Raw genomic sequence first — 22,239 nt, forward strand, 5'->3', positions numbered from 1 at the left:
CCGGCGGTTCGCTGATCCGCGCGCCGAAAGGCAATTACCGGAACAGCCGCCAATTCGCTTTTACGGGCGTGGCGGCAGTCCCTTCGAAAAGGAAATGGATTTCAAATGAACATACGGATGGTTTTGTTGACCTCGGCCGCAGCGTTTGCGGCTGCGTCTTCCCCGGTATTCGCTGCTGACGCAATCGTCGCAGCCGACCCGGAACCGGTAGAATACGTCCGCGTCTGCGACGCGTACGGCACAGGTTACTTTTACATTCCGGGTACAGAAACCTGCCTGAAGATCAACGGTTACATCCGTTTCCAGGTCGACGGCGCCCCGGACGCAAAGGGCACCAGCGACTGGAACGCAAAGACACGCGCACAGGTTCAGCTGACCGCCAAGAGCGACACCGAGTATGGCCCGCTCACCGGCGTGATTGTTTTCCGCAACAACGGCGACACTTCTTCGACCGGAACCATTCTGGATTCGGCATACATCGACGTCGCCGGCTTGCGCGCTGGTCTGTTCTACAGCTGGTGGGATGACGACCTGAGCGGCGAAACGGACGTTCTGTCCAGCCACGAGACGCTGCACAACTCGATCCGCTATCAGTACGAAAGCGGCGACTTCTATGCTGGCGTCAGCGTCGACGAGCTGGAAGACGGTTACTACAAGCCCGGCGAAGGTGCGAACAACGTCGGCGTCGCTGTCGGCGTTGGCGGTAAGGCTGGTATCTTCTCCTACCAGGTCATCGGTGCCTACGACACCGACAACGAAGAAGGCGCGATCCGCGGTATCGGCTACGTTGACGTTGGACCTGGAACGATCGGCCTCGCAGGCGCCTGGGCCAGCGGCCGCAACAGCTACTACGATCAGTCCGAATGGACGATTGCCGCGGAATACGCACTCAAGGCAACCGACAAGCTGACGATCACCCCCGCGGCGCAGTACTTCGGCAAGTACGTGACGGATACCGGCTCGGCCACCCCTGACTCCTTCGATGGTCTGGGCGACGCTTGGGCTGTTGGCGTAACGGTCGACTACCAGATCGTCGACAACCTCTACGCCAAGGCAACCGTCAACTACACGGATCCAGAGGACGCCGACGAAGTCACGACCGGCTTCTTCCGCCTGCAGCGCGCGTTCTAAGCTGAAATCCCGGCGCTCCGGCTTTGCCCGGGGCGCCATCGCTATTGCGTTTTCTGATCCGATTGACCTCCGATCAGTTACGGGGATGGGCCGGTTTCCCTGCCGGACCATCCTTGTATGCCTCCCAGAGTGTACGGTCTCGCGACCACCGGTCTTCTCGCCCGCTGAAGCGTTCCTCCGCAAAAATCAGTAGGTTTCCAGGCCGCACCTGCGCACTCGCCTTGCGACGCATTCCATCCTCGCTATTGTCGTACTCCTCCGCAGGGCAGCGACATATGGAACTACGCATAGATCCGCATCCATCGAACGGTGAGCTGAACGCGCTTTGGCAAGCGGCGTGGAGCGACCCGGACATGCGGGATTTCCGGCCGGTCCTTTGTCGAAGCCTCGCGCATGTGGGTGCCTATCGCGACGAGCGGCTCATTGGCTTTGTAAACGTTGCCTGGGACGGTGGCATCCACGCGTTTCTTCTCGACACCTGCGTACATCCCACGTTTCGTCATCAAGGAGTGGCAACGGCGCTCGTCAAGGCAGCTAAGGACTGCGTACAAGCGCGGGGGGTGCATTGGCTTCATGTCGACTTCGAACCACGCCTCGCCGAGTTCTACCGCGACTGCGGCTTCGTCCCGACAAGCGCAGGCGTCATCCGGCTTGCCTAGGCAGGCAGGTATTCGATTGTATCGACACGATCCGGATAGAAGGCGAAATACCCCTTGATCTCGCTGACGGCAGCATGCGGAGTTTCGTAGGTCCAGATTGCGTTCTCGGACCGATCCCCGCCCGCCGGAATGCTGTAGTACGACGCTTCCCCCTTGTAGGGACAATAGCTGTGGTGGTGGGTCCGCTCGACGAGCGTCAGGTCCACGTCTGAGCGCGGTATGTAGTAAACCGGCGGGTATGTGGCTTCCTTCAGCGTCAATGCCTTGTGGCTGTCGGCAACCACTTGTCCGCCGACCTTGACGACGATGCGCGACGAGCTTGGGGCGATCGTGATCGGATGGTCTGGACCTGGTATCTTCATCGGCTGGAGCGACATCGTGATCTCCTTCTGATGATTCAGATATAGGAGCCCAGCGGCCGAATTGCAGGAGCTGACGGCAACTCCTGCATATTGTTGATCACCGACGGTCGAGACCGAGTGGCGTGCAGCCATCCGTTGCTAGGTGGCTCCAAGCGTCCGTCGGCGTGACAGCCCAAGCCCCAGAACTGCCGCAAGCACGCATCCGACACCAACGAGCTGGTTCAGCGATAGCCGCTCGCCGAGCAGGACAAAGGCCATCAAGACAGCGGATGCCGGCGCGATTGCCGTGAAGAGCGACGCTTCGACACCCGACACCCGCTCTGCTCCCGCATACCACAGGATGAAGCCTGCAACCGTCGGCACGAGCGCGTAGTAAACCACCGCCGCAATCGCCTCATGGGAAACGCCGATGGGAGACGCCGTTTCCCACAAGGCTGGAATGGTCGCGACGATCAAACCGATTCCGGTCATAAGAGCGGACTGCGTGAGCGGCGGGATTGGTGTGCCCAGGGTCTTGTTCAACAGAATGAACAGGCTCTCGCAGATCACCGCACCAAGAACCAGCCCGTTGCCGAGCATCGATCCGCTCCCTGCGTCCGGCGAGAAGGCAATGGACAATACACCGGCCGCCGACAACGCGATCGCCAGCACAAGCGAACGATGTGGTCTCTCGCCGAGAACCGCAATGGAAAGAGCGGCTGAGACGATCGGAAGAGTGCCGATGATCACGCCCGCATCAGCCGCCGTCGTCAGTTTCAAACCCGAGATGAGCAACGTCGTATAGCCGACGCTGCCTGCACCCGCCTGAACGATGAGGATGCCCCATTGCCGCGGACTCAAACTTGGGAGCCGCGCTCCCTTCCACCACATCAGGACGGCGAACAGGGGAAACGCTATTGCAAAACGCAGCGCTGTGGCTGTGAACGGCGGCATATCAGAGGCGATGATCCTGCTGGCGGTTACTGTGCTCCCAACGGTCAGCATCGCAAGCGTGAGATAAAGGTAGCCTTGAAAAGGTCCGCGCATCGTCGTTCTCCAGTTGGCTTGCAGGAGACCCGAAGGGTATCGCGAGATCTTGAACGAAATTGCAGGAGGCTCACGCCATCGCGTTGGCATAGCTGCGTGGCGACAGCCCATATTTGCTGACGAACACGCGCGTCATATGGCTCTGGTCGGAGAAACCGGCGGCAAGTGCCGTTTCGGCAAGGGGAGTACCCACGGCCATCAGCCGTCGGGCAAGATGGATGCGGCGCTGTATCAGATAGGCATGCGGGGTCATGCCGGTGGCCTTGAAAAATGCTCGCAGGACTTGAAAGCGACTGAGCGAGCTCGCCCTTGCCAGATCGGATAGCGAAATCCCCGCGGCCGGATCGTCATCCATCATCTCGCGTACGATCCGGATCGAATGCGGCACGACGGGACGCCCGGTGGCCGGCCGCTTGCGCATGACCCCTGCAACGAGCGTCAGCAAGCCTTCCTCGCACGACAGCGGATTTGCATTGGTGCCGCTGCCCGCGTTCTGGTGATCTGAATTCGGATCCGTTGCGGCCGCAAAAAGCGCCTCGAATTGTCCCGCCGTCCGCGTATCGCGAAATACCGGATCGGGAATCTCCGCCATTGCCAACTCCCCCTCCGTTATATCGGAGAGGCAATTGCCGATCACTTCAGGCGAAAAATAGAGAATGCGCCATGAACGCCCCTCACCGATCGGCGTGCCGTCATGCACCTCGTTCGGGTTCACCGCAATGAGATCGCCCGCACCAGCTTCCACCATGCCACGCCCGCTGAGCGACTTCTGCGCGCCCGAAGAAATGAGACCGATGCCGAACTGCTCGTGCGTGTGCCGGGTAAAGCTATGGTTCGTTTCCGCCACGACGGCTTCGACGCCGGCGATCGCGGATTTCAGCATTCTGAACTGGTTCTTCGCCATCTCGCCTCGCACTTCGGGAGCGATCAACTGCAGTCGGAAGCTCGCGCTCAGCCGCCGATTTCGACAGTCATGCTGTATTGGCAGGTTTCGTTGCGCCGCGCGGCGTTGCGCATCAGATAAACCTGCGCCTCGTAGTTGCCGCTTGCATCGAGATTGGCGCTGAATTCATTGCCGGTCGTTGATCCGTTGAAAAGGGCTTCTTCGGCTCCCGGCGCGGTCACGTTGAAATAGCAGCTGCTGTTCTTTGGGCTGAACAGGATAGACATCGCCTGCCCGGCATTGGCGCCGATGACGTAGGTCACGCCGTCATATCCCCGGAGCGATCCCTTCACGGTAGTCGAGCGGGCGCCGGGCTTGAATTTTACCACCACCGTCTTGTCGGCAGCAGTGGCTTGCTGGCCAACCAGAACCATGGAAATTGCAAACGACAAGGCAAAACACGCGCTACGCATCGATGGTCCCCTTGGCCTGCCGAAGGCCGGCACTGTTTCTACGTCTTCAATCATGAAATCTTAGGGTGAGGAACCAGGGCTGTCTACCCGACGTGGTCGCCCGCGGCAATCTACTCACCGGTTCAATGCACGGTCTCCGGCTGTGTTTCACCCGCGAGTATGGACAAAGTTTCTTCGAGAGCAACGACCAGCATGTCGGTCATTTCATCGCCGCGCTTCTCGACAAAGGCCACCTTGGTGGCCTCGTCCTGCATTTCGAAAAAGCGCTCGATCTCGATCGACATCTCATTGTCCTTTCATGCGCCGCAACCATCCGGCGATTGGACAATGGTTAGGCGGTCTGTCTTGTGCCGAACTGGAGCGATCACGGATCGCATCCTGTCGCACGACGACACACCCAACCTAGCGCACGCCCCAGCAGGTTCCAGAGCCCCGATTGCAGTATTTCGATACGACTTCCGTATGGAACCGGGCCGCAAGGAAGGTCGTTCAAGGTGACCGCCGGCGCCGGCAGCCGTTTGCAGGTTCGTTCCTCTATTGCGGGAAGCCACGGCTTTTCCATTGGCTTTTGGGGACCTGATCGCCCACGTCGAAGGCAAAGGACATGACCTTTGTGGCGTCTGCATCCACCTCGCATCGGAAGCTCATATCGTACCAGCGCGCGCCGGCACGGAACGCCCCACGTCTCACTTCAAGCACGGTACCGCTCGACAACCGGTAAGATGGCAGCAATTCGGGCCGATAGCCCGATGGCGAGTGCCTGAGCTGCTCGCGCAATTCGGTGGTGCAGAGCTGAGCGACCCGCAGGCCTCGCGGCAGATTGTCCATGGCGGTCTTGGCGACAGGATCGTCCGTCGCATTCCGCGAAAACAGCGTCTTGGCCTCGGTGAGTGCATCCGGTGCGGCCTTTGCAGGCTCTTTCTGCTCGGTTTTGGCCGCTTCAGGCGGCTTTGCCTGTTCGAAATCGGTCTTTGCCTCGCCGGTAGCCTCTGCTGCCGATCCGTTCTTCTCTTGATGGCTGTCGACCGCTGCCACTTGCGGCAACTCGATATCGTCAGGCACGGGGTTTCCCGGCGGCTTGTCCTCGACCGGCGGCTTCAACGCCGTCGTTGTTTCAGCGGGCTTCGGTTCCGGCTCGTCGCTCGGCGGCGCTTCGTCAGGCCTGGCAGCCGCAGCGGAAGCATCGCCCGTTTCGGATTTTTGCGGCCCGGTGTTTTTGTCGCCGAATTCGAAGACCGGCCGCAGAGGCTGCAAAGGCTGTGGCTTGCCCTGCTCGCCGGACGCTTGCCCACCCTGCTCCTCCGGCTTCGATTGTTCCGGCTTTGGCGTCTCCTCGGGCGGTTTCTCCTCCGGCGCTTTTACCTCCGGTGGCTTTTCCTCCGGCGGCTTCGGTTGTTCCGGTGGCGGCGGTGGCGGCGGCGGTGGTTCTTCTGCCTTCGTTTCCGCTTTCGGCGGCTCCGCCGGCTTCTCGGCAGGCTTCTCCTCCGCCTTCTTTTCTTCAGGCTTCGGCTCTTCCGGCACCTTCAATGCGGGCTTCGGTTCCTCGGGTTTCTTTTCCTCCGGCTTCTTCTCCTCCGGCGGTGGCACGAGGTCCACGTTGAGGGTTTCCTCCTCGGGGGGTGTCGGCGGCTGCTCGGGCAGTTTCACGAAAAAGAAAGCAGCGACGGCAAGATGCAGCAATACCGAGGCAAACACGCCCCAGCCAAATACCCCCCAGCGATCTTCCAGAATCTTCGGCATGCCCACGCACGGTGCTCTACGATAAGCTGTCGATGTGGCCTTTTAAGAAGGCCGCATCAAGCCTTAAAGCAAAAAAGACGGCATGCGCCGCGAAATGCTGCACAACCAAGGACAACAACAAGACGTTAAATCTGAGGAGGACAGGCCGGACGGCACGGCACATACAACTCAACAGCGCCGCGCCCCCGATCCACTACGCCTAGCCGAGCGTTCCTATGATCTCGCGATAGGCGGCTTCTGGAAACGCCTTCAGCGTCCGCGTGCGCACATTCCCGCCCATTCCGAGGGACAGGCCGAAACGCGCCATTACCGCATCGTCGGGCGCCTCGCAGACCGCGACGAGATCGTGTTCTCCAAGGGTCAGAAAGAACTGCTGGAAGGATCCGCCCATATCGCCGAGCAGCTTCTTTGCCGCGTCCAGACGCTTTGTCGAGTCACGAACGTTGCGAATGCCCTGATCCGTCCAATTGATAAGTACGATGTAAGTGGTCATGTCACACCTCCCGACGGAGGGTCTCGGTCGACGCAGGCGTATTGGCGACCTTTGCTCAAGCGCTGCAGTCGGTCCCTTCCCCCGTGGCGAGGATTGTACTCCAGTCACTCGACAAGAAAAGCGCTGATCTTGGAAGCGTGCCCGATCAAGAAAAAAGCCGGACACAAGAGCCCGGCTTTCAGATTGCAAACCTCGCCACTCGGCTGATTGCCGAAGATGAGCGCCCTAGCTGTCGAGGAAGCTGCGGAGCTTTCTGGAGCGGCTCGGATGCTTCAGCTTGCGCAACGCCTTCGCTTCGATCTGACGGATGCGTTCGCGGGTAACCGAGAACTGCTGGCCGACCTCTTCCAGCGTGTGGTCGGTGTTCATGCCGATGCCGAAGCGCATGCGTAGCACGCGCTCTTCGCGCGGCGTGAGCGATGCCAGGACGCGGGTCGTCGTCTCGCGCAGGTTCGCCTGGATGGCGGCGTCGATCGGAAGAAGCGCGTTCTTGTCCTCGATGAAATCGCCGAGGTGGCTGTCTTCTTCGTCACCCACCGGGGTTTCGAGCGAGATCGGCTCCTTGGCGATCTTCAGGACCTTGCGGACCTTTTCGAGCGGCATGGCGAGCTTTTCGGCCAGCTCTTCCGGCGTCGGCTCGCGGCCGATCTCGTGCAGCATCTGGCGCGAGGTGCGGACGATCTTGTTGATCGTCTCGATCATGTGCACCGGAATACGGATCGTACGGGCCTGGTCGGCGATCGAGCGAGTGATTGCCTGCCGGATCCACCACGTCGCATAGGTCGAGAACTTGTAGCCGCGACGGTATTCGAACTTGTCGACGGCCTTCATCAGGCCGATGTTGCCTTCCTGAATGAGGTCGAGGAACTGCAGGCCGCGGTTCGTGTACTTCTTGGCGATGGAGATGACGAGGCGAAGGTTCGCTTCCACCATTTCCTTCTTGGCGATACGCGCTTCGCGCTCGCCCTTCTGGACCATCGACACGATGCGGCGGAATTCGGCGATGGAGATGCCGGTTTCAGTCGCCAGATTCTGGATCTCCTGGCGGATGTCGCGGATCGTCGTGTTTTCCGACTTCGCGAATTCCTTCCAGCCGCGTGCGGCCAGATTGCCGATTGACTTCATCCAGTTCGGATCGAGTTCGGCGCCCTGATACTGCTCGAGGAACGAGTCACGCTTGACGCCGTAGGATTCCGCCAGACGCAGCAGGCGGCCCTCGTTCTGCATCAGCCGCTTGGAAATGTCGTAGAGCTGCTCGACGAGTGCGTCGACGCGGTTCTGGTTCAGCGACAGAGACTTGACGGCCTTGATGAGCTCATCTTTGAGTTCCTTGTAGCGACGTTCCTGGGCGGAAGACAGTGTGCCGGTTGCGGCAAGTCGCTGCTCGACCTGCTGGTCCTGCAGCTTGCGCAGCTTCTTGTAGGTCTCGGCGATAACGTCGAGCGTTTCCATGACCTGCGGACGAAGCTCGGCTTCCATCGCGGCGAGCGAGAGGTTGGACTCGTCTTCGTCCTCTTCCTCTTCCTCGCCAGGAAGACCTTCGCCGCCGACGTTGGTGATGTCGTCGTCGCCGGTACGGACGCGGCGCGTCTTTTCCTTTTCTTCGGCAGCCTTGCGGTCTGCCTCGATCTTCTCCGGGCTCTGGAACTGCGGAGCAGCCTTGGCTTCGGGACCCGAGTAGGTCGTTTCAAGGTCGATGATCTCGCGAAGCAGCGTCGTGCCTTCGTTGAGTTCGTCGCGCCAGATGATAATGGCCTGGAAGGTCAGCGGGCTCTCGCAGAGGCCACCGATCATGGTTTCGCGGCCAGCCTCGATACGCTTGGCGATCGCAATTTCGCCTTCGCGCGACAGAAGCTCCACCGAGCCCATTTCGCGCAGGTACATGCGAACCGGGTCGTCGGTACGGTCTGTCGGCTCTTTCTTCTTGGCGGTCGCAAGGGCGGTACCGCCGGAAGGAGCGAGCTCGCCGCCTTCGCTTTCCTCGTCGGAGTTGGAATCGTCGTCGTCGCCACCGCTGGTGCCGGCCTCTTCGGCTTCCTCGTCCTCGATGACGTTGATGCCCATATCGGACAGCATCGACATCGTGTCTTCGATCTGTTCGGAAGTCACTTCCTCTGACGGCAGGACCGCATTCAGCTCGTCCATCGTCACATAGCCGCGCTTCTTCGCGGCCTTGATCATTTTCTTGACCGCGTCATCGGAAAGATCGAGAAGAGGGCCGTCGGTGCCGCCGTCGCGTTCGACTTCCGCTTCTTCGTTCTCTTTGACCTTGGTTGCCATTTATATCGTCGCCTTCCTGACGCTATTCAAACTCGCTGCGGTGACGGCCATACCAAAGCCCGCACGCCGCAAACGGTCGTCTCGAATCACCTGATCCCCACCTAATGGGATGAGATTTAATGCCTGATTAACCACGATTGCCGGCGCCGGACGACAGAGCTTTATTGTCGTCAAATGTCCGGCCATGGTTGTGCGATCCGCCCTTGACCCAGTTCACCGCTTTCCAAGTCGAACGGTGATTCCCACAATTTTTGTTCTCGTCAAGCTTTTCCAGAAAAAAAGCCGCAGAAAACCCGGAAAAAGCCTTATCCACAGGCTCGGAACCGCTCAAGCGATTGCCAACCATAAATAGGATGTCACCGCAGGAAGACAAGAGCACCAGAGATTCTTGGCGCAACCGCAAGACACCTGATGGTATCCTGTTGCCGCCAACGGCACATATCACATGAGCGCCGCCAAAGAAACCTACTGCGACTGCAGGCCGCCACGCCGGCGGCAGAGCGAGCAATTGCAATCGACGCCCTGCTTGAACTCCCCATCCACCTCAAAGGCGATATTGCCGCAATGGCAGCTGCCCTCGTAGATCATGCGCGTCCTCCTACCAGTCCATCACGACCTTCCCTGAATTGCCCGAGCGCATCGCCTCGAAGCCTTCGCGGAAATCGTCGATGCCGATGCGATGGGTAATGACCGGCGCCAGATCGAGACCGCCTTGAACGAAGGCGATCATCTTGTACCAGGTCTCGAACATCTCGCGGCCGTAGATGCCCTTCAGATTGAGCATCTTGAAGATCACCTTGTTCCAGTCGATCTCGAAACCGGCGGGCGCGATCCCCAGTATGGCGATCTTGCCGCCATTGTTCATCTTGTCGATCATGTCGCGGAAGGCGGGCGCCGCGCCCGACATTTCGAGCCCGACGTCGAAGCCCTCGGTCATGCCGATCGACTTCATGACATCCGCAAGGTTCTCCTTGGCCGCGTCGACGACATGATCGATTCCGAGCTTTCGGGCGAGCGCAAGCCGATGCGGGTTGATGTCGGTGATCACGACCTTGCGGGCGCCGGATCGTTTGGCAACAAGCGCACCCATGATGCCGATCGGCCCGGCGCCCGTCACCAGGACGTCTTCGCCGACGAGATCGAACGAAAGTGCCGTATGAACGGCATTGCCGAACGGATCGAAGATGGCGGCGATCTCGTCCGGAATGTCATCGGGGATCGGCACGACATTCGCCTCCGGAATGCAGACGAACTCGCCGAAGGAGCCCGGCCGGTTGACGCCGACGCCGAGCGTGTTTCGGCAGAGATGCCCCCTGCCCGCGCGGCAGTTGCGGCACTTGCCGCAGACGATATGTCCTTCGCCGGACACACGCTCTCCCACGTGATACTTGGTCACGGCGGAGCCAACCTCAGCGATCACGCCGCAGAACTCGTGACCGACCACCATCGGCACGGGAATGGTCTTCTGCGCCCACTGGTCCCAATTCCAGATATGGACGTCGGTGCCGCAGATCGCCGACTTCTTGACCTTGATCAGCACATCGTTCGGGCCGACCTCAGGTACCGGCACCTGCTCCATCCATAGCCCGACCTCGGGCTTTGCCTTGACCAGAGCCTTCATCATATTCGACATCGACGATATCCTACCTTTGTTTCTTCACCGGCTGCCATTCCCTCTTCTCCCCAGCGGGGAGAAGGCCGGGTAAGGGATAGTGCTTGTTCTCAGATCACCCCGAGTTCCCGGCCAGCCTCCGCAAAGGCTGCAATCGCCCGCTCGACGTCGGCGCGCGTATGCGCAGCAGACATCTGCGTGCGGATACGGGCCTGGCCCTTGGGCACGACGGGGAAGGAGAAGCCGACGACGTAGACACCCTTCTTCAGCATCAGCGCCGCCATCTCCTGCGCGAGCTTGGCATCGCCCAGCATGACGGGAATGATCGGATGTCCCTCGCCCGCCAGCGTGAAGCCAAGCTTCGTCATGTCCGTGCGGAACAGATCGGCATTGGCCGAAAGCCGCCCGCGCAGCGCGTCGCCGTTGTCGATCAGGTCGAAAACCTTCAGCGACGCGGCAGCGATCACGGGTGCCAGCGTGTTGGAGAAGAGATAGGGACGCGAACGCTGGCGCAGCCAGTCGACGACCTCGGCCTTGGCAGACGTATAGCCTCCGGACGCGCCGCCCAGCGCCTTGCCGAGCGTGCCCGTAATGATGTCGATCCGCCCCTCGACGCCGCAATATTCGGGCGATCCGCGTCCATGCTTGCCGACGAAGCCGACGGCATGGCTGTCGTCCACCATGACCATTGCGCCATAGGTCTCGGCGAGGTCGCAGACGCCCTGCAGATTGGCGATGATGCCGTCCATCGAGAACACGCCGTCCGTCGCGATCAGCTTGAAGCGGCTGCCTTCGGCTTTCTTCAACTCTTCCTCGAGAGCCTTCATGTCGTTGTTGGCATACCGGAAGCGCTTGGCCTTGGAGAGGCGCACGCCGTCGATGATCGAGGCGTGGTTGAGCGCGTCGGAGATGATCGCGTCCTCTTCGCCGAGGAGCGTTTCAAAAAGGCCACCATTGGCATCGAAGCAGGAGGAATAAAGGATCGTGTCCTCCATCCCGAGGAACGACGAAATGCGGGCTTCGAGCTGCTTGTGCTCCTCCTGGGTGCCGCAGATGAAACGCACGGACGCCATGCCGTAGCCGTAGCGGTCGAGCGCCTTCTTGCCGGCCTCCGCAAGCTCGTCGTTGTCGGCAAGGCCAAGATAGTTGTTGGCGCAGAAATTCAGCACGCGCTCGCCCGAAGCAACCGCAATCTCGCCACTCTGCTTCGAGGTGATGACGCGCTCGGACTTGTAGAGCCCGGCGTCCTTCAGTCCGGCCAGTTCCGCGCGAAGATGAGAGAGGAATTGCGAGGTCATTGAGTGCCTTCCTTGGTGCTTTCCTAAAACGCCGGCGTCGGACTAGCATATCGCCGCATGCTTGTCTTGCACACGGTCAGCGCTGCGCCGCGATCAAAAGGAACATCGGCCGATCCATTTCTTCCGCCCACTCCGGATGATCCATAAGCTGCTCTTCGCTCGGTCGCCATTCCTCGACATGGCGAATGGAGAAACCCGCTGCTATCAACGCGTTCAGCGTCGTGCCGAGCGTCCGGTGGTACTTGACCACGCCCTTCGCGAGCCAGTCCGTCGTTCGCTGCCCCTCGCGGGAATAGCCATCGAGTGGCCAGATCCGGCGACCTTCGCCATCCGTGGTCCACATCGGCATGACAGGTGCCATGTAGATCGGATGCTCGATGGTGAAGACGAAATCGGCTCCGGGCGCCAGTGCACGATGGATCGTCGCGACAAGCCGCGGGAAGTCTTCGATGTAGTGAAAGGCGAGCGAACTGTAGGCAAGATCGAAGGATGCGCCGGGCAGTTCCAAATGTTCCAGATCGGCGATATCATAACGGATCGTCGCATCCGCCGTTTCCTGCCGCGCGCGGGCAATCATCCTTTCGGAGATATCGAGCCCGAGAACGCTCTTCGCACCCTGCCCGGCGGCATGGCGCGCAAACCAGCCGAAGCCGCAGCCGAGATCGACAATCCGCTTGTCCGATAGATCCGGCAGAACCGCTCGGATCGACCCCCATTCGGCGGCTCCGTCCAACCCGTGCACCGACCGGCTGAGCTGGCTGTATCCTTCGAAGAACTCGCGCTTGTCGTAAATATTCTGGGCCATGTCGCCGTCCTCCCGTCCGCCTTATAGCCCACCCCGGCGCGTGACCTCAACAGGGCAGCCCATCACCCGACTAGTCGTCGTGCGTCAGGATCACGTCCAGGAACGCGTCGCCGTAGCGCTCCAGCTTCGACTGGCCGACACCGGGGATGCCAAGCAGCTCTTTGTGTGTACGCGGCCGCTCCGTGGCGAAGGCGATCAGCGTCGTATCCGGGAAAACGACATAGGGCGGCACGCCGAGAGATTTGGCGATGGACGTGCGCTCGGCGCGCAGGGCCTCGAACAGCACCCCGTCGGCACCAGAAAGAACTGACCGGCGTTCTGCCTGCGCTGTCTTCTTGCTCCGACGCTCGGACGCCGGGCGATCCTTGCGGAAAAAGACCTCCCGCTCGCGCTTGAAGACCGCTCGGGCCTCCGCTTCCAGCTTCAGGGCGCCGAATGCGCTGTGATCGACACGGACAAGCCCCATGGCGAGCAACTGGCGGAAGACCGATTGCCACGTTCTCGATGGAACGTCTTTTCCAGCGCCGAAGATCGGCATCGTTGCGTGACCGAACCGCTCCGTCTTCTCGTTGACGTTGCCGAGAAGGACATCGACCAGATGCCCCGTTCCAAAGCGCTCACCTGTGCGATAGATGGCGGCCAGCGCCTTGATCGCGGTATCCGTGCCGTTCCAGGTCTCGACCGGCTTCAGGCAGGTATCGCAGCCTTTGCAATTGCCCGCGGAGATCTCTCCGAAATGCGCAAGAATTGCCTGGCGGCGGCAGGAGGCAGTCTCGCAGATGGCGAGCAACGCATTGAGCTTGGACCGCTCCACGCGCTTGATCTCGTCGGAAGCGTTGCCTTCGTCGATCATGCGGCCCCGCTGGATCACGTCGGCCATGCCGTAGGCCATCCATACCTCGGACGGCAGCCCATCGCGTCCGGCGCGGCCGGTCTCCTGATAATAGGCCTCGACGGATCCCGGCAGATCGAGGTGTGCGACATAGCGCACGTTCGGCTTGTCGATTCCCATGCCGAAGGCAACGGTCGCGACGAGGCAGAGATCTTCCTCTTTCAGGAAAGCATCCTGATTGGCATCGCGAAGCGCGCGGTCCATCCCGGCATGATACGGCAGCGCCCGGATGCCTTGTGTGTTGAGCCACGCGGCCGTGTCCTCGACCTTGGCCCGCGACAGGCAGTAAACGATTCCACTATTTCCCTTGTGTCCCGAGAGGAACCGCAGAAGCTGCTGGCGCGGCTGGTCGCGCTCGACGATCTCATAGGAAATGTTCGGGCGGTCGAAGCTGGTGGTGAAAACCTTGGCATCGTGCAGGCCAAGGCGCTCCACGATATCGTCGCGCGTGTGAGGGTCGGCAGTTGCCGTCAGCGCGATACGAGGAACGCCTGGGTAGTGCTCCGCAAGCTTTCCGAGTTCGCGATACTCCGGCCGAAAATCATGCCCCCATTGGGAAACGCAATGCGCCTCGTCAATGGCAAACAGCGCGATCTTGGAATTGCCGATCGTCTCGCGGAAGCCATCCATCAGAATGCGCTCCGGCGTCACATAAAGAAGGTCGAGCTTGCCGGATGAAATCGCCCGACGAACGTCAATGAACTCCTCCCGTGACAGAGAGGAGTTCAGCGCCGCGGCGCGCACCCCAAGCTGCTTCATCGCCTCCACCTGATCGCGCATCAGCGCGATCAGCGGCGAGACGACAATACCCAGGCCGTCACGGCAGAGTGCCGGAATCTGGAAGCAGACCGATTTGCCGGCTCCGGTTGGGAACAGCACGACGGCATCGCCGCCGGAAACGACGTGCTCGACCACCTGCTGCTGCTTGCCGCGAAAGGCCGGGTAGCCATAGACACGATTGAGGATGCCGATAGGCGAACGCTCCGCGCCGAACAGCGCATCCCCCTCTGAAAATGCCGTTTCCGCTCCTTGCATCAGTGGTTCGCTGCCTTTTTCACCCGACCGGAAAGCACACCGAAGCCGTCGACGATCGCTTCCTGGTTCTCAAGCCGGAGCCCCTCGAAATGGACTTCCTGGAGCGCCCGCATCAGCTGGTCGATGACCTCGCCGTTGCCGGCCTCCGTCGCCTCGGCGATCTCGCGCTCGAGTTCGATCTTGTGCCAGCGCAGCGCCTTGGCGCGCTTGTGGAAGGCTAGCGCCTGACGATACCCCTCGCGGGCATCTTCCATCGCCGCTTCCTCGGTGGCGATCCACAGGCGTGCATTGCGGATCTGTTGCTCCAGGCTCTGGATCAATCCGCCAAAGCCCAGCTCCTCCAGCCGTTCGATCAGGTGTTCCCGCGTCAGATGCTGCGCGGCCACGGCCGCAGCGGCCCCCAGCATGCCGGACCAGAGTCTCTGGAGCTCCCGGCTATCATAGTCGATGGAGGCAATCTCATCGTACTCGTCCTGCATCAGCGCCGGATGGTTGACGACGGTGAGCGCAAGCACGCTCTCCCGCAACGCCGGTAGTTCCTGATGGCCTCGAACAAGCCCGGAACGCGCCAACCGATCCGAAATGCCGCTGCCTGAGACTCGGGCACCGCGCTGCCCGTCGTTCGGCCGCCCCTTGTTCTGCCCACCACCGCGCTCGAAATTGCGTCGCTCGTTGGTGCGATTTTGGAATTGCGGCTGGAAGAAGCCGTTCAGCCGGTCGCGCATATCCTGCTGGTAATGCCGGCGGACGTTTTCGTCTGCGATCACGGCGACCAGCTGCTTCAGCCGAGCCTCCAGCTCCGCCTTCGCCTCGGGCGTTTCGAACTGGCCGGCATTGATCTCGCGGCCCCAGATCATCTCGGCCAGAGGCTTGGCCTGGCTCATCACCTTGTCGAAGGGCGCGCGCCCCTCGTTGCGGACGAGATCGTCGGGATCCTTGCCGTCCGGCAGCAAGGCGAAGCGGACGGTGCGCCCCGGCTTGATATGAGGCAATGCCAGGTCAGCCGCACGATTGGCCGCGCGAATGCCGGCTCCGTCGCCGTCGAAGCAGAGCACCGGCTGCGGCGTCATTCTCCACAGCAACTCGAGCTGGTTTTCCGTAAGCGCGGTGCCGAGCGGCGCAACGGCATTCTCGATGCCCGCCTGGTGCAGTGCGATCACGTCCATATAGCCTTCGACGGCGATGATCGTGCCGTCTCCGTTCGCGCCCTGTGCCGCACGCCGGGCACGGGTGAAATTATAGAGTACGTTGCCCTTGTGGAAGAGTTCCGTCTCGTTCGAATTCAGATACTTGGCGGGCGCATCAGGCGACATGGCGCGGCCGCCGAAGGCGATAACCTTCTCGCGCGAAGACAGGATCGGGAACATGATGCGATCGCGGAACCGGTCGTAGGACACCGGCACCTCCGGTCCATGAACGACCAGCCCGCAGGCCTCGATCTGTTCCTTGGGAACGCCCTTGCCGGCCAGAAACTCCTTCAATGCGTTGCGGCTGTCCGTGGCAAAGCCAAGCCGGAAGGTTTCGATGGTCCGCCCGGTCAGCCCGCGGTCGCGCAGATAGGCCCGCGCCCGCGCGCCATTCGCGGTCTGCAGCTGATCCTGGAAGAACTGCGTTGCAAGCTCCATCACGTCGAGAAGCGAGGTTCGCTCCTTCTCACGCTTTTCCATCACAGGATCGGCGATCGGCATCGCGATGCCCGCCATGTCGGCGATCTGCTGCACAGCCTCCGGGAAACTCAGCCCCTCCAGCTCGGTCAGAAACCGAAAATGATCGCCGGTCACCCCGCAGCCGAAGCAGTGATATCGGCCCTTGCGGTCCTCACAGTGAAAGCTCGGCGATTTCTCGCCGTGGAACGGGCAGCAGGCCCAGTAGTCGGCGCGCGATACGTTGGTCTTGCGCTTGTCCCAGCTCACGCGGCGGCCGACCACGTCCGAAATCGGCACGCGGTCGCGTATCTCGTCGAGAAAGGAATTTGAAAAGCGCATCGAAACCTCTTGGCTATTCTCCATATAGGCAAGTTCGCCGGCACACGCCACGACCTTCGCCACAAAGGCCCGCTATTCACAGGTTAAGCCCGCACATCCCGGTTTCGCGTGCGTTTTTGTCCCATCAACACTGCGTGACCGGCGCCTGCGACAGGGGTGCGACAACAACGTTTTTTCCAATGCCGTAGAAGGGCATGGAGCAATTGAGCCGCCAAGGACAGCATCGCATTACAGAAAAAATCTCCATTTAAAATAGCGGTTTAACCGCATTTCTCGGAAAACGTGACGCCTCCTCGCGCTGGCGTGGACCATGGACGCCGTCTCGCCAAAGGCAGCCTTCCGGCCAAATATTATTTTTTTGTAATTTGAATCGCCTGCCGCATCGCAATAACTTCCAACTCGACACAGCGATCCCCGAGCGAGGCACCATCCCTACCCCCGGCGCCGCCTCGCAAGGGTGCCTTTGCGAATATCCCCTTGGCTTGGGTTTTAACCCTGCGTAACCAATCGGAAGCAAAGTGCAAGAAGGCAGGAGCTCCCCCAGCTCCTGCCTTCTCTAATTTCAGCTTGGGATTCTGCCGTTTGGCTGGCCGACGGCTATTTATGCAAAAACACTCATTTTTGCATAAGAAAGCAATTGACAGTGGCCATCGCCGTGTCCGATGAAGGCGGCCCCACTGGTATGGTTGCATGCCCCACAAAGCCGAAGATTTCCTGAGAAATGACGCATTTTTCGTAGCAGTGCTTCACTGCGCGCAGGAAATGCTGGCGATCTATCGCGAAAGTCCGAGAATCGCCTCTATCTTCGCGGCACAACAGCGCTGGCTGATGGCGCATAGCGGCTTTGCACTTCATTACGGCTATCCCGGCGAGCCCAAGCGAGCGCTCTATTCCGGACGCTTCATCAGCTTTGTGGTCAGCCACAAGATCGCAAGCCGCAACACTGCTGCGGCCTTTATCCAGGAAATGCTTGCCTATCGATTTCTGCAGTTGATCGAAGGCGCCTCAGACAAGCGCACACGGCTGCTGGAGCCGACGGAAACCGCCGCGGAACATTTCTTCAAGTGGCTCGCCACCCATCTTGCCATTCTCGACCATCTGGATGGCGGCAGCCGCCTGGAACAGACGATGGCGGACCCCCTGGCCTTTGCTCGGATCCAGCCGCTGATCGCCAAAGCCATCATCGACAGCGATGCGGTCCGCGACCCAGGCGCGACATACAATCTTTTCAACTGGGCCAACTCGGGCGGTCTCGTCATGGATTACCTGATGAGCCGGATCTCGTCATTCGACCGGACGGCCGAGCGCGTCGACATCGGCACATTATCGCTCAAGGAAATCCGCGATCAGTTCATGATTTCAAATACACATCTCAAGCGCCTGCTGGCGCAGGCTGCGGAATTGGGGAGCATTGGCTGGGAGCTGCCGCACTATAAAGGCAAGGTCTGGCTGTCCCGCGCCTTCGTCATGGAATACTGGGGCTACCAGGCAGCGAAATTCGCTGTTGTCGATACCGCCGCCGAAGCGGTGCTCGGGCCCTCGATAGCGAGGGCCGCGAAGCGAGGCTGATCAGTTCAGCAGTTCCTTGACGGCGCCCGAGGCCTTGGAAAAATCCATCTGGCCGGCATAGCGCTCTTTCAGAACAGCCATGACCTTGCCCATGTCCTTCGGGCCGGCAGCACCCGTTTCGGCGATGATCGCGGCAATGTTCGCGCGCACGTCGGCATCGGAGAGCTGCTTCGGCATGAAGTCCTGGACGACCGTGATTTCAGCGCGCTCCTTGGCTGCCAGTTCCGGGCGCGCATTCTCCTCGTAAATCTTCGCCGACTCGTCGCGCTGCTTTACCATCTTGGCAAGGATCTGCAGGATCTCGTCGTCGCTTGCCTGTTCCTTGCCGGCACCGCGATTGGCGATATCCCGGTCCTTCACGGCGGCCTGAATCAGACGAACGGTCGAAAGCCGCTCGGCATTCTTTGACTTCATCGCATCCTTGAGGGCGGCGGCGAGTTGATCGCGCAACATCATAATCACTCCTGTTTGAATGCCGCTTCATAAACCAGACGAATGCGTTGGATCAAATAAATTGCGAGAATGCCGACAGAAAGCGCGAGAAAACAGGCAATACCTGCGGTATTAAGATTGACCTCGGGAAAGAGCGTGGCTATTTACCGCCACCTGCACCAAAATTCGTGATCAGGCCTGACAGCGCGCGCCTTGCCGCGCGCCTATGCTTGCAAACCAAATGGCCGGCCAGCGTTGCCCAAGAACGTGTGGCTGCCGGAAACGGGATGAAGATGACCGCGACAGCACCCTGGACAACCGAAAAGCCGACCGCCCTGCTCGTGCTGGCCGACGGCACCGTGATCGAAGGCAAGGGCATCGGGGCGACCGGCAAGATCCAGGCCGAGGTGGTCTTCAACACCGCATTGACCGGCTATGAAGAGATCATGACCGACCCCTCCTACCTCGGACAGATCGTCACCTTCACCTTTCCCCATATCGGCAACATCGGCACCAACGATGAGGATATCGAAGACCTGACGCCGGCGGCACGCCATGGCGCGGTCGGCGTCATCTTCAAAGCCGACATGACCGACCCATCCAACTACCGCGCGGTCAAACATCTTGACGCCTGGCTGAAGGCGCGCGGCGTCATCGGCCTCTGCGGCGTGGACACCCGCGCGCTCACCGCCTGGATCCGCGAGAACGGCGCTCCCAACGCGGTCATCGCGCACGACCCCAACGGCGTCTTCGACATTGAGACGCTGAAGGCTGAAGCCAAGGCATGGAGCGGGCTGGAGGGCCTCGACCTCGCCAAGATCGCTTCATCGGGCCAGTCCTCGCAGTGGTCGCAGACCCCATGGATCTGGAACGAAGGCTACGGCGAACTCAAGGCTGAGAACGCCAAGTACCACGTCGTTTGCCTCGACTATGGGGTCAAGCGCAATATTCTGCGCCTCTTTGCCGGCCTTGATTGTAAGGTGACAGTGATGCCCGCGACGACAAGCGCCGAAGATGTGCTTGCAATGCAGCCGGACGGCATCTTCCTGTCCAACGGCCCGGGCGACCCGGCGGCAACCGGCGAATATGCGGTGCCTGTCATCCGGAAGCTGATCAAGACCGACATTCCGGTCTTCGGCATCTGCCTCGGACACCAGATGCTGGGTCTGGCACTGGGCGCGAAGACCGAGAAGATGCATCAGGGCCACCACGGCGCCAATCATCCGGTGAAGGACCACACGACCGGCAAGGTCGAAATCGTCTCGATGAACCACGGCTTCGCAGTCGACACGAAGTCCCTGCCTGATGGCGTTGAAGAGACTCACGTTTCCCTGTTCGACGGCACCAATTGCGGCCTGCGCGTCGCCGGCAAATCGATCTTCTCTGTACAGCACCATCCGGAAGCATCACCCGGCCCGCAGGACAGCCACTATCTTTTCCGCCGTTTCGTCAACCTCGTCCGCGAGAAAAAGGGGGAAACGGCCCTGGCGGAGCGCTGAGCTTCCCCTCGCCCGACATCTGGGCGCCGCCGTCAACCGAGAACACGGAAAAACCGCTTGCAGCAGATCGTTGCAGGCGGTTTCATTTGTTGACGGGTGCATGACTGGCATCCTCGGAAAGAAGCCGGACTGAGGATAAGAGGATGGAGCAAACCGACACCACCCACAGAGGAGGCTGCCTCTGCGGTGAAATCCGCTACGCCATCGCCGAAGCTCCCTTGCGCAGCAGCATTTGCCACTGCCGGACCTGCCGCCGGATTGCCTCGTCCCCGTCTCTTCCATTCGTTGTCTTTCCCGCGCGAACGTTCGTGTTCGAGAGCGGCGAACCAAGGCGCTTCGCCTCGTCGCCTGAAGTCATCAGAACGTTCTGCGGAAGATGCGGTTCGCCGCTCACCTATGGGAGCAAGTCCGACCCCGATACGATCGACGTCATGACGATAAGTCTCGATCGACCGGAGATCTATGTGCCGACGGATCATGTGTGGGTGTCGGAAAAGATCGCCTGGGACATCGTCGGAGACGACCTGCCTCGGCACTGGAAGGGCCGATCGGACGACGGTGCGGCGCAATAAGGCTGCGCCGCAGCCGGGATCGGCTCGATGGTTTCGAGCCGATCGTTTTCACCATGCATGGATCGGCTTATGCGTTTCGGCGCATCAGAAGATAGAAACGCCCGCACAGCATCACGGCCGCGGCGAACAGCCCGATAAGAAAACCCAGCCAGATGCCGATCCCGCCCAAGCCGAGCGGAAAAGCGAGAGCCCAGGCGAGGAAGAAACCGATCGGCCAATAGGCTACCAGTGCCATGATCATCGGCACGCGTGCGTCCTTGAGGCCGCGCAGCAGACCGTTGGCAATCGCCTGAAGACCATCCACCAGCTGGAAAAGCCCTGCGATGACAATGAGAGGCCCGGCATAGGCAAGCACCTGCGGTGCCTGCGCGGAGTGCGTGTCCAGGAACCAGCTGGCCAAGAAACCAGGCATGATTGCGAACAGCAACCCGCCGACAGCCGAGATGACGCCGGAGATCGCAAACACGGCAATGGCCGCCCGCACGAGGGCGACGTGATCACCCTGACCGTGGGCGACGCCCACCCGAACCGTTGCTGCCTGCGATAGGCCGAGCGGGATCATGAAGGCGATGGATGCCCATTGAAGTGCAATCCCGTGCGCAGCGAGTTCGATAGTCCCGATCCGGCCCATCAGGAGCGACGCCATCGTGAACAGGCTCACCTCGGCAAGAATGGTGACGCTGATCGGCAGGCCGAGACGCACGACCTCCCAGAAGGCTTTCCAGTCCGGACGCCAGAATCGCACGAACAGCTCGTAACGTCGTGTTTCCGGCCTGCTTTCCACGTAGGCGAGAATGAAGAAGAAGCCCGCCGTTTGCACGACCACCGAAACGATCGCAGCGCCCCTGAGCCCCATTGCCGGCAGGCCGAAGTGGCCGAGCACCAGCATGTAGGCAAAGATGGCGTTCAGCACCAGCATCGCGATCGTCACGTTCAGGATCACGGCAGCTTTGCCGATGGCGCTGACGAGGGCGCGCATGACGTTGTAGAGAAGGCCCGGCAGCACGGCGAACTGCCCGATGACGATATAGCTGTGCGCAAGCGCTGCGACTTCGGGCTTCTGGCCCGCAGCAAGGAGGATTCTTTCGGAGTTGAAGAAGGCCGGCAACATCAGGACCCAGAAAGCCAGAACGACCCAAAGCCCCATGCGCAGCGACCGGCGCACGCTGACGACATCGCCGCGCCCGTAGGCCTGCGCCACCATCGGAATGACGGCAATCGAAAAGCCGGAACCGAAGACGAGAATGGTAAAGAGGAACTGCCCGGCAAGGACCATGGCCGCCAGATGTTCGGCGCCGAGCCGTCCGACGATCATCACGTCCGTCGTGTTGATGCCGAGCTGGGCAAGTTGCGCACCGATCAGCGGGATCCCGAGCGCCATCGTTGCGCGGATGTGCGCACCCCAACGGTTGTCAGTTTTCGGCGCCCGCGTTACCGCGTCGATCGGCGTGTCCATGACCCAAATTCCTGTGATTTCAATCGCTGACGGCCAC

The 22,239-nt window shown here is 60.7% G+C and carries 21 protein-coding genes and 1 pseudogene; 5 read left to right on the forward strand and 17 right to left on the reverse strand.

Annotation, left to right across the window (positions count from 1 at the left end):
* The first annotated feature begins 105 nt into the window (after positions 1-105).
* Entirely contained in the window at positions 106-1,131 is a 1,026-nt protein-coding gene (locus tag ASC97_RS15815) for a porin (protein ID WP_057469233.1), read from the forward strand.
* Between the two features lie 275 nt (positions 1,132-1,406).
* Positions 1,407-1,790 carry a GNAT family N-acetyltransferase gene (locus ASC97_RS15820; RefSeq protein WP_057469234.1) on the forward strand — a complete coding sequence of 128 codons (384 nt, stop codon included), beginning with the start codon at positions 1,407-1,409 and terminating at the stop codon, positions 1,788-1,790.
* Here ASC97_RS15820 and ASC97_RS15825 read toward each other — a convergent pair.
* From ASC97_RS15825 to dnaG, 15 genes and pseudogenes are all read right to left on the reverse strand, one after another.
* Entirely contained in the window at positions 1,787-2,167 is a 381-nt protein-coding gene (locus ASC97_RS15825) for a DUF427 domain-containing protein (protein ID WP_057469390.1), read from the reverse strand. The two genes, ASC97_RS15820 and ASC97_RS15825, sit on opposite strands and share 4 nt — an antisense overlap.
* A 123-nt stretch (positions 2,168-2,290) precedes the next feature.
* On the reverse strand, positions 2,291-3,178 hold the full coding sequence (locus tag ASC97_RS15830) for a DMT family transporter (RefSeq protein ID WP_057469235.1): 888 nt from the start codon (positions 3,176-3,178) through the stop codon (positions 2,291-2,293).
* 70 nt (positions 3,179-3,248) lie between these two features.
* Positions 3,249-4,082 (reverse strand): AraC family transcriptional regulator, encoded by an 834-nt coding sequence (locus ASC97_RS15835; RefSeq protein WP_057469236.1) that lies wholly within the window; start codon positions 4,080-4,082, stop codon positions 3,249-3,251.
* 47 nt (positions 4,083-4,129) lie between these two features.
* Positions 4,130-4,534 carry a DNA breaking-rejoining protein gene (locus tag ASC97_RS15840; protein ID WP_156390384.1) on the reverse strand — a complete coding sequence of 135 codons (405 nt, stop codon included), beginning with the start codon at positions 4,532-4,534 and terminating at the stop codon, positions 4,130-4,132.
* Positions 4,535-4,656: 122 nt separating this feature from the next.
* Positions 4,657-4,818 carry a hypothetical protein gene (locus ASC97_RS34665; RefSeq protein WP_200959474.1) on the reverse strand — a complete coding sequence of 54 codons (162 nt, stop codon included), beginning with the start codon at positions 4,816-4,818 and terminating at the stop codon, positions 4,657-4,659.
* A 250-nt stretch (positions 4,819-5,068) separates the two neighbouring features.
* On the reverse strand, positions 5,069-6,274 hold the full coding sequence (locus ASC97_RS15845; protein ID WP_057469238.1) for a DUF930 domain-containing protein: 1,206 nt from the start codon (positions 6,272-6,274) through the stop codon (positions 5,069-5,071).
* 199 nt (positions 6,275-6,473) lie between these two features.
* Positions 6,474-6,767 carry a GYD domain-containing protein gene (locus tag ASC97_RS15850; protein WP_057469239.1) on the reverse strand — a complete coding sequence of 98 codons (294 nt, stop codon included), beginning with the start codon at positions 6,765-6,767 and terminating at the stop codon, positions 6,474-6,476.
* Between the two features lie 225 nt (positions 6,768-6,992).
* Complete coding sequence (rpoD, locus tag ASC97_RS15855; RefSeq protein ID WP_057469240.1) at positions 6,993-9,047, reverse strand: RNA polymerase sigma factor RpoD; 2,055 nt, start codon at positions 9,045-9,047, stop codon at positions 6,993-6,995.
* A gap of 127 nt (positions 9,048-9,174) precedes the next feature.
* The gene (locus ASC97_RS34005) at positions 9,175-9,444 is read right to left on the reverse strand and encodes a hypothetical protein (protein ID WP_156390385.1); all 270 of its coding nucleotides are present in this window, start codon (positions 9,442-9,444) and stop codon (positions 9,175-9,177) included.
* 80 nt (positions 9,445-9,524) lie between these two features.
* Positions 9,525-9,635 (reverse strand): annotated as a pseudogene (locus ASC97_RS33010) (GFA family protein); the annotation flags it as partial.
* A 10-nt stretch (positions 9,636-9,645) separates the two neighbouring features.
* Positions 9,646-10,680, reverse strand: a complete 1,035-nt coding sequence (tdh, locus tag ASC97_RS15865; protein WP_057469242.1) for an L-threonine 3-dehydrogenase — start codon at positions 10,678-10,680, stop codon at positions 9,646-9,648.
* Between the two features lie 89 nt (positions 10,681-10,769).
* On the reverse strand, positions 10,770-11,957 hold the full coding sequence (locus ASC97_RS15870; protein WP_057469243.1) for a glycine C-acetyltransferase: 1,188 nt from the start codon (positions 11,955-11,957) through the stop codon (positions 10,770-10,772).
* A gap of 76 nt (positions 11,958-12,033) precedes the next feature.
* Positions 12,034-12,762: a class I SAM-dependent methyltransferase gene (locus ASC97_RS15875; protein WP_057469244.1), complete on the reverse strand. Its 729-nt coding sequence runs from the start codon at positions 12,760-12,762 to the stop codon at positions 12,034-12,036.
* Positions 12,763-12,832: 70 nt separating this feature from the next.
* On the reverse strand, positions 12,833-14,689 hold the full coding sequence (gene recQ / locus ASC97_RS15880) for a DNA helicase RecQ (RefSeq protein ID WP_057469245.1): 1,857 nt from the start codon (positions 14,687-14,689) through the stop codon (positions 12,833-12,835).
* The gene (gene dnaG, locus ASC97_RS15885; protein WP_057469391.1) at positions 14,689-16,674 is read right to left on the reverse strand and encodes a DNA primase; all 1,986 of its coding nucleotides are present in this window, start codon (positions 16,672-16,674) and stop codon (positions 14,689-14,691) included. The genes recQ and dnaG overlap by 1 nt, the downstream gene beginning before the upstream one ends.
* A 690-nt stretch (positions 16,675-17,364) precedes the next feature.
* On the opposite strand from dnaG, the gene ASC97_RS15890 reads away from it, so the two are divergent.
* A complete protein-coding gene (locus tag ASC97_RS15890) occupies positions 17,365-18,243 on the forward strand; it encodes a hypothetical protein (protein ID WP_057469246.1) in 879 nt (292 codons plus the stop codon).
* Here ASC97_RS15890 and ASC97_RS15895 read toward each other — a convergent pair whose 3' ends face one another.
* Positions 18,244-18,696 carry a GatB/YqeY domain-containing protein gene (locus tag ASC97_RS15895; RefSeq protein ID WP_057469392.1) on the reverse strand — a complete coding sequence of 151 codons (453 nt, stop codon included), beginning with the start codon at positions 18,694-18,696 and terminating at the stop codon, positions 18,244-18,246. It abuts the gene before it with no gap.
* Between the two features lie 272 nt (positions 18,697-18,968).
* Between ASC97_RS15895 and carA the strand changes: the two genes are divergently transcribed.
* Positions 18,969-20,174 (forward strand): glutamine-hydrolyzing carbamoyl-phosphate synthase small subunit, encoded by a 1,206-nt coding sequence (carA, locus tag ASC97_RS15900; RefSeq protein ID WP_057469393.1) that lies wholly within the window; start codon positions 18,969-18,971, stop codon positions 20,172-20,174.
* Positions 20,175-20,317: 143 nt separating this feature from the next.
* The gene (locus ASC97_RS15905) at positions 20,318-20,746 is read left to right on the forward strand and encodes a GFA family protein (RefSeq protein ID WP_057469247.1); all 429 of its coding nucleotides are present in this window, start codon (positions 20,318-20,320) and stop codon (positions 20,744-20,746) included.
* A 67-nt stretch (positions 20,747-20,813) separates the two neighbouring features.
* Here the strand turns inward: ASC97_RS15905 and ASC97_RS15910 are convergent, their stop codons facing one another.
* On the reverse strand, positions 20,814-22,202 hold the full coding sequence (locus ASC97_RS15910) for an MATE family efflux transporter (protein WP_057469248.1): 1,389 nt from the start codon (positions 22,200-22,202) through the stop codon (positions 20,814-20,816).
* Between the last annotated feature and the right edge of the window lie 37 nt (positions 22,203-22,239).

The sequence above is a fragment of the Rhizobium sp. Root1203 genome (genome assembly GCF_001424945.1).
Classification (GTDB): Bacteria; Pseudomonadota; Alphaproteobacteria; order Rhizobiales; family Rhizobiaceae; genus Rhizobium.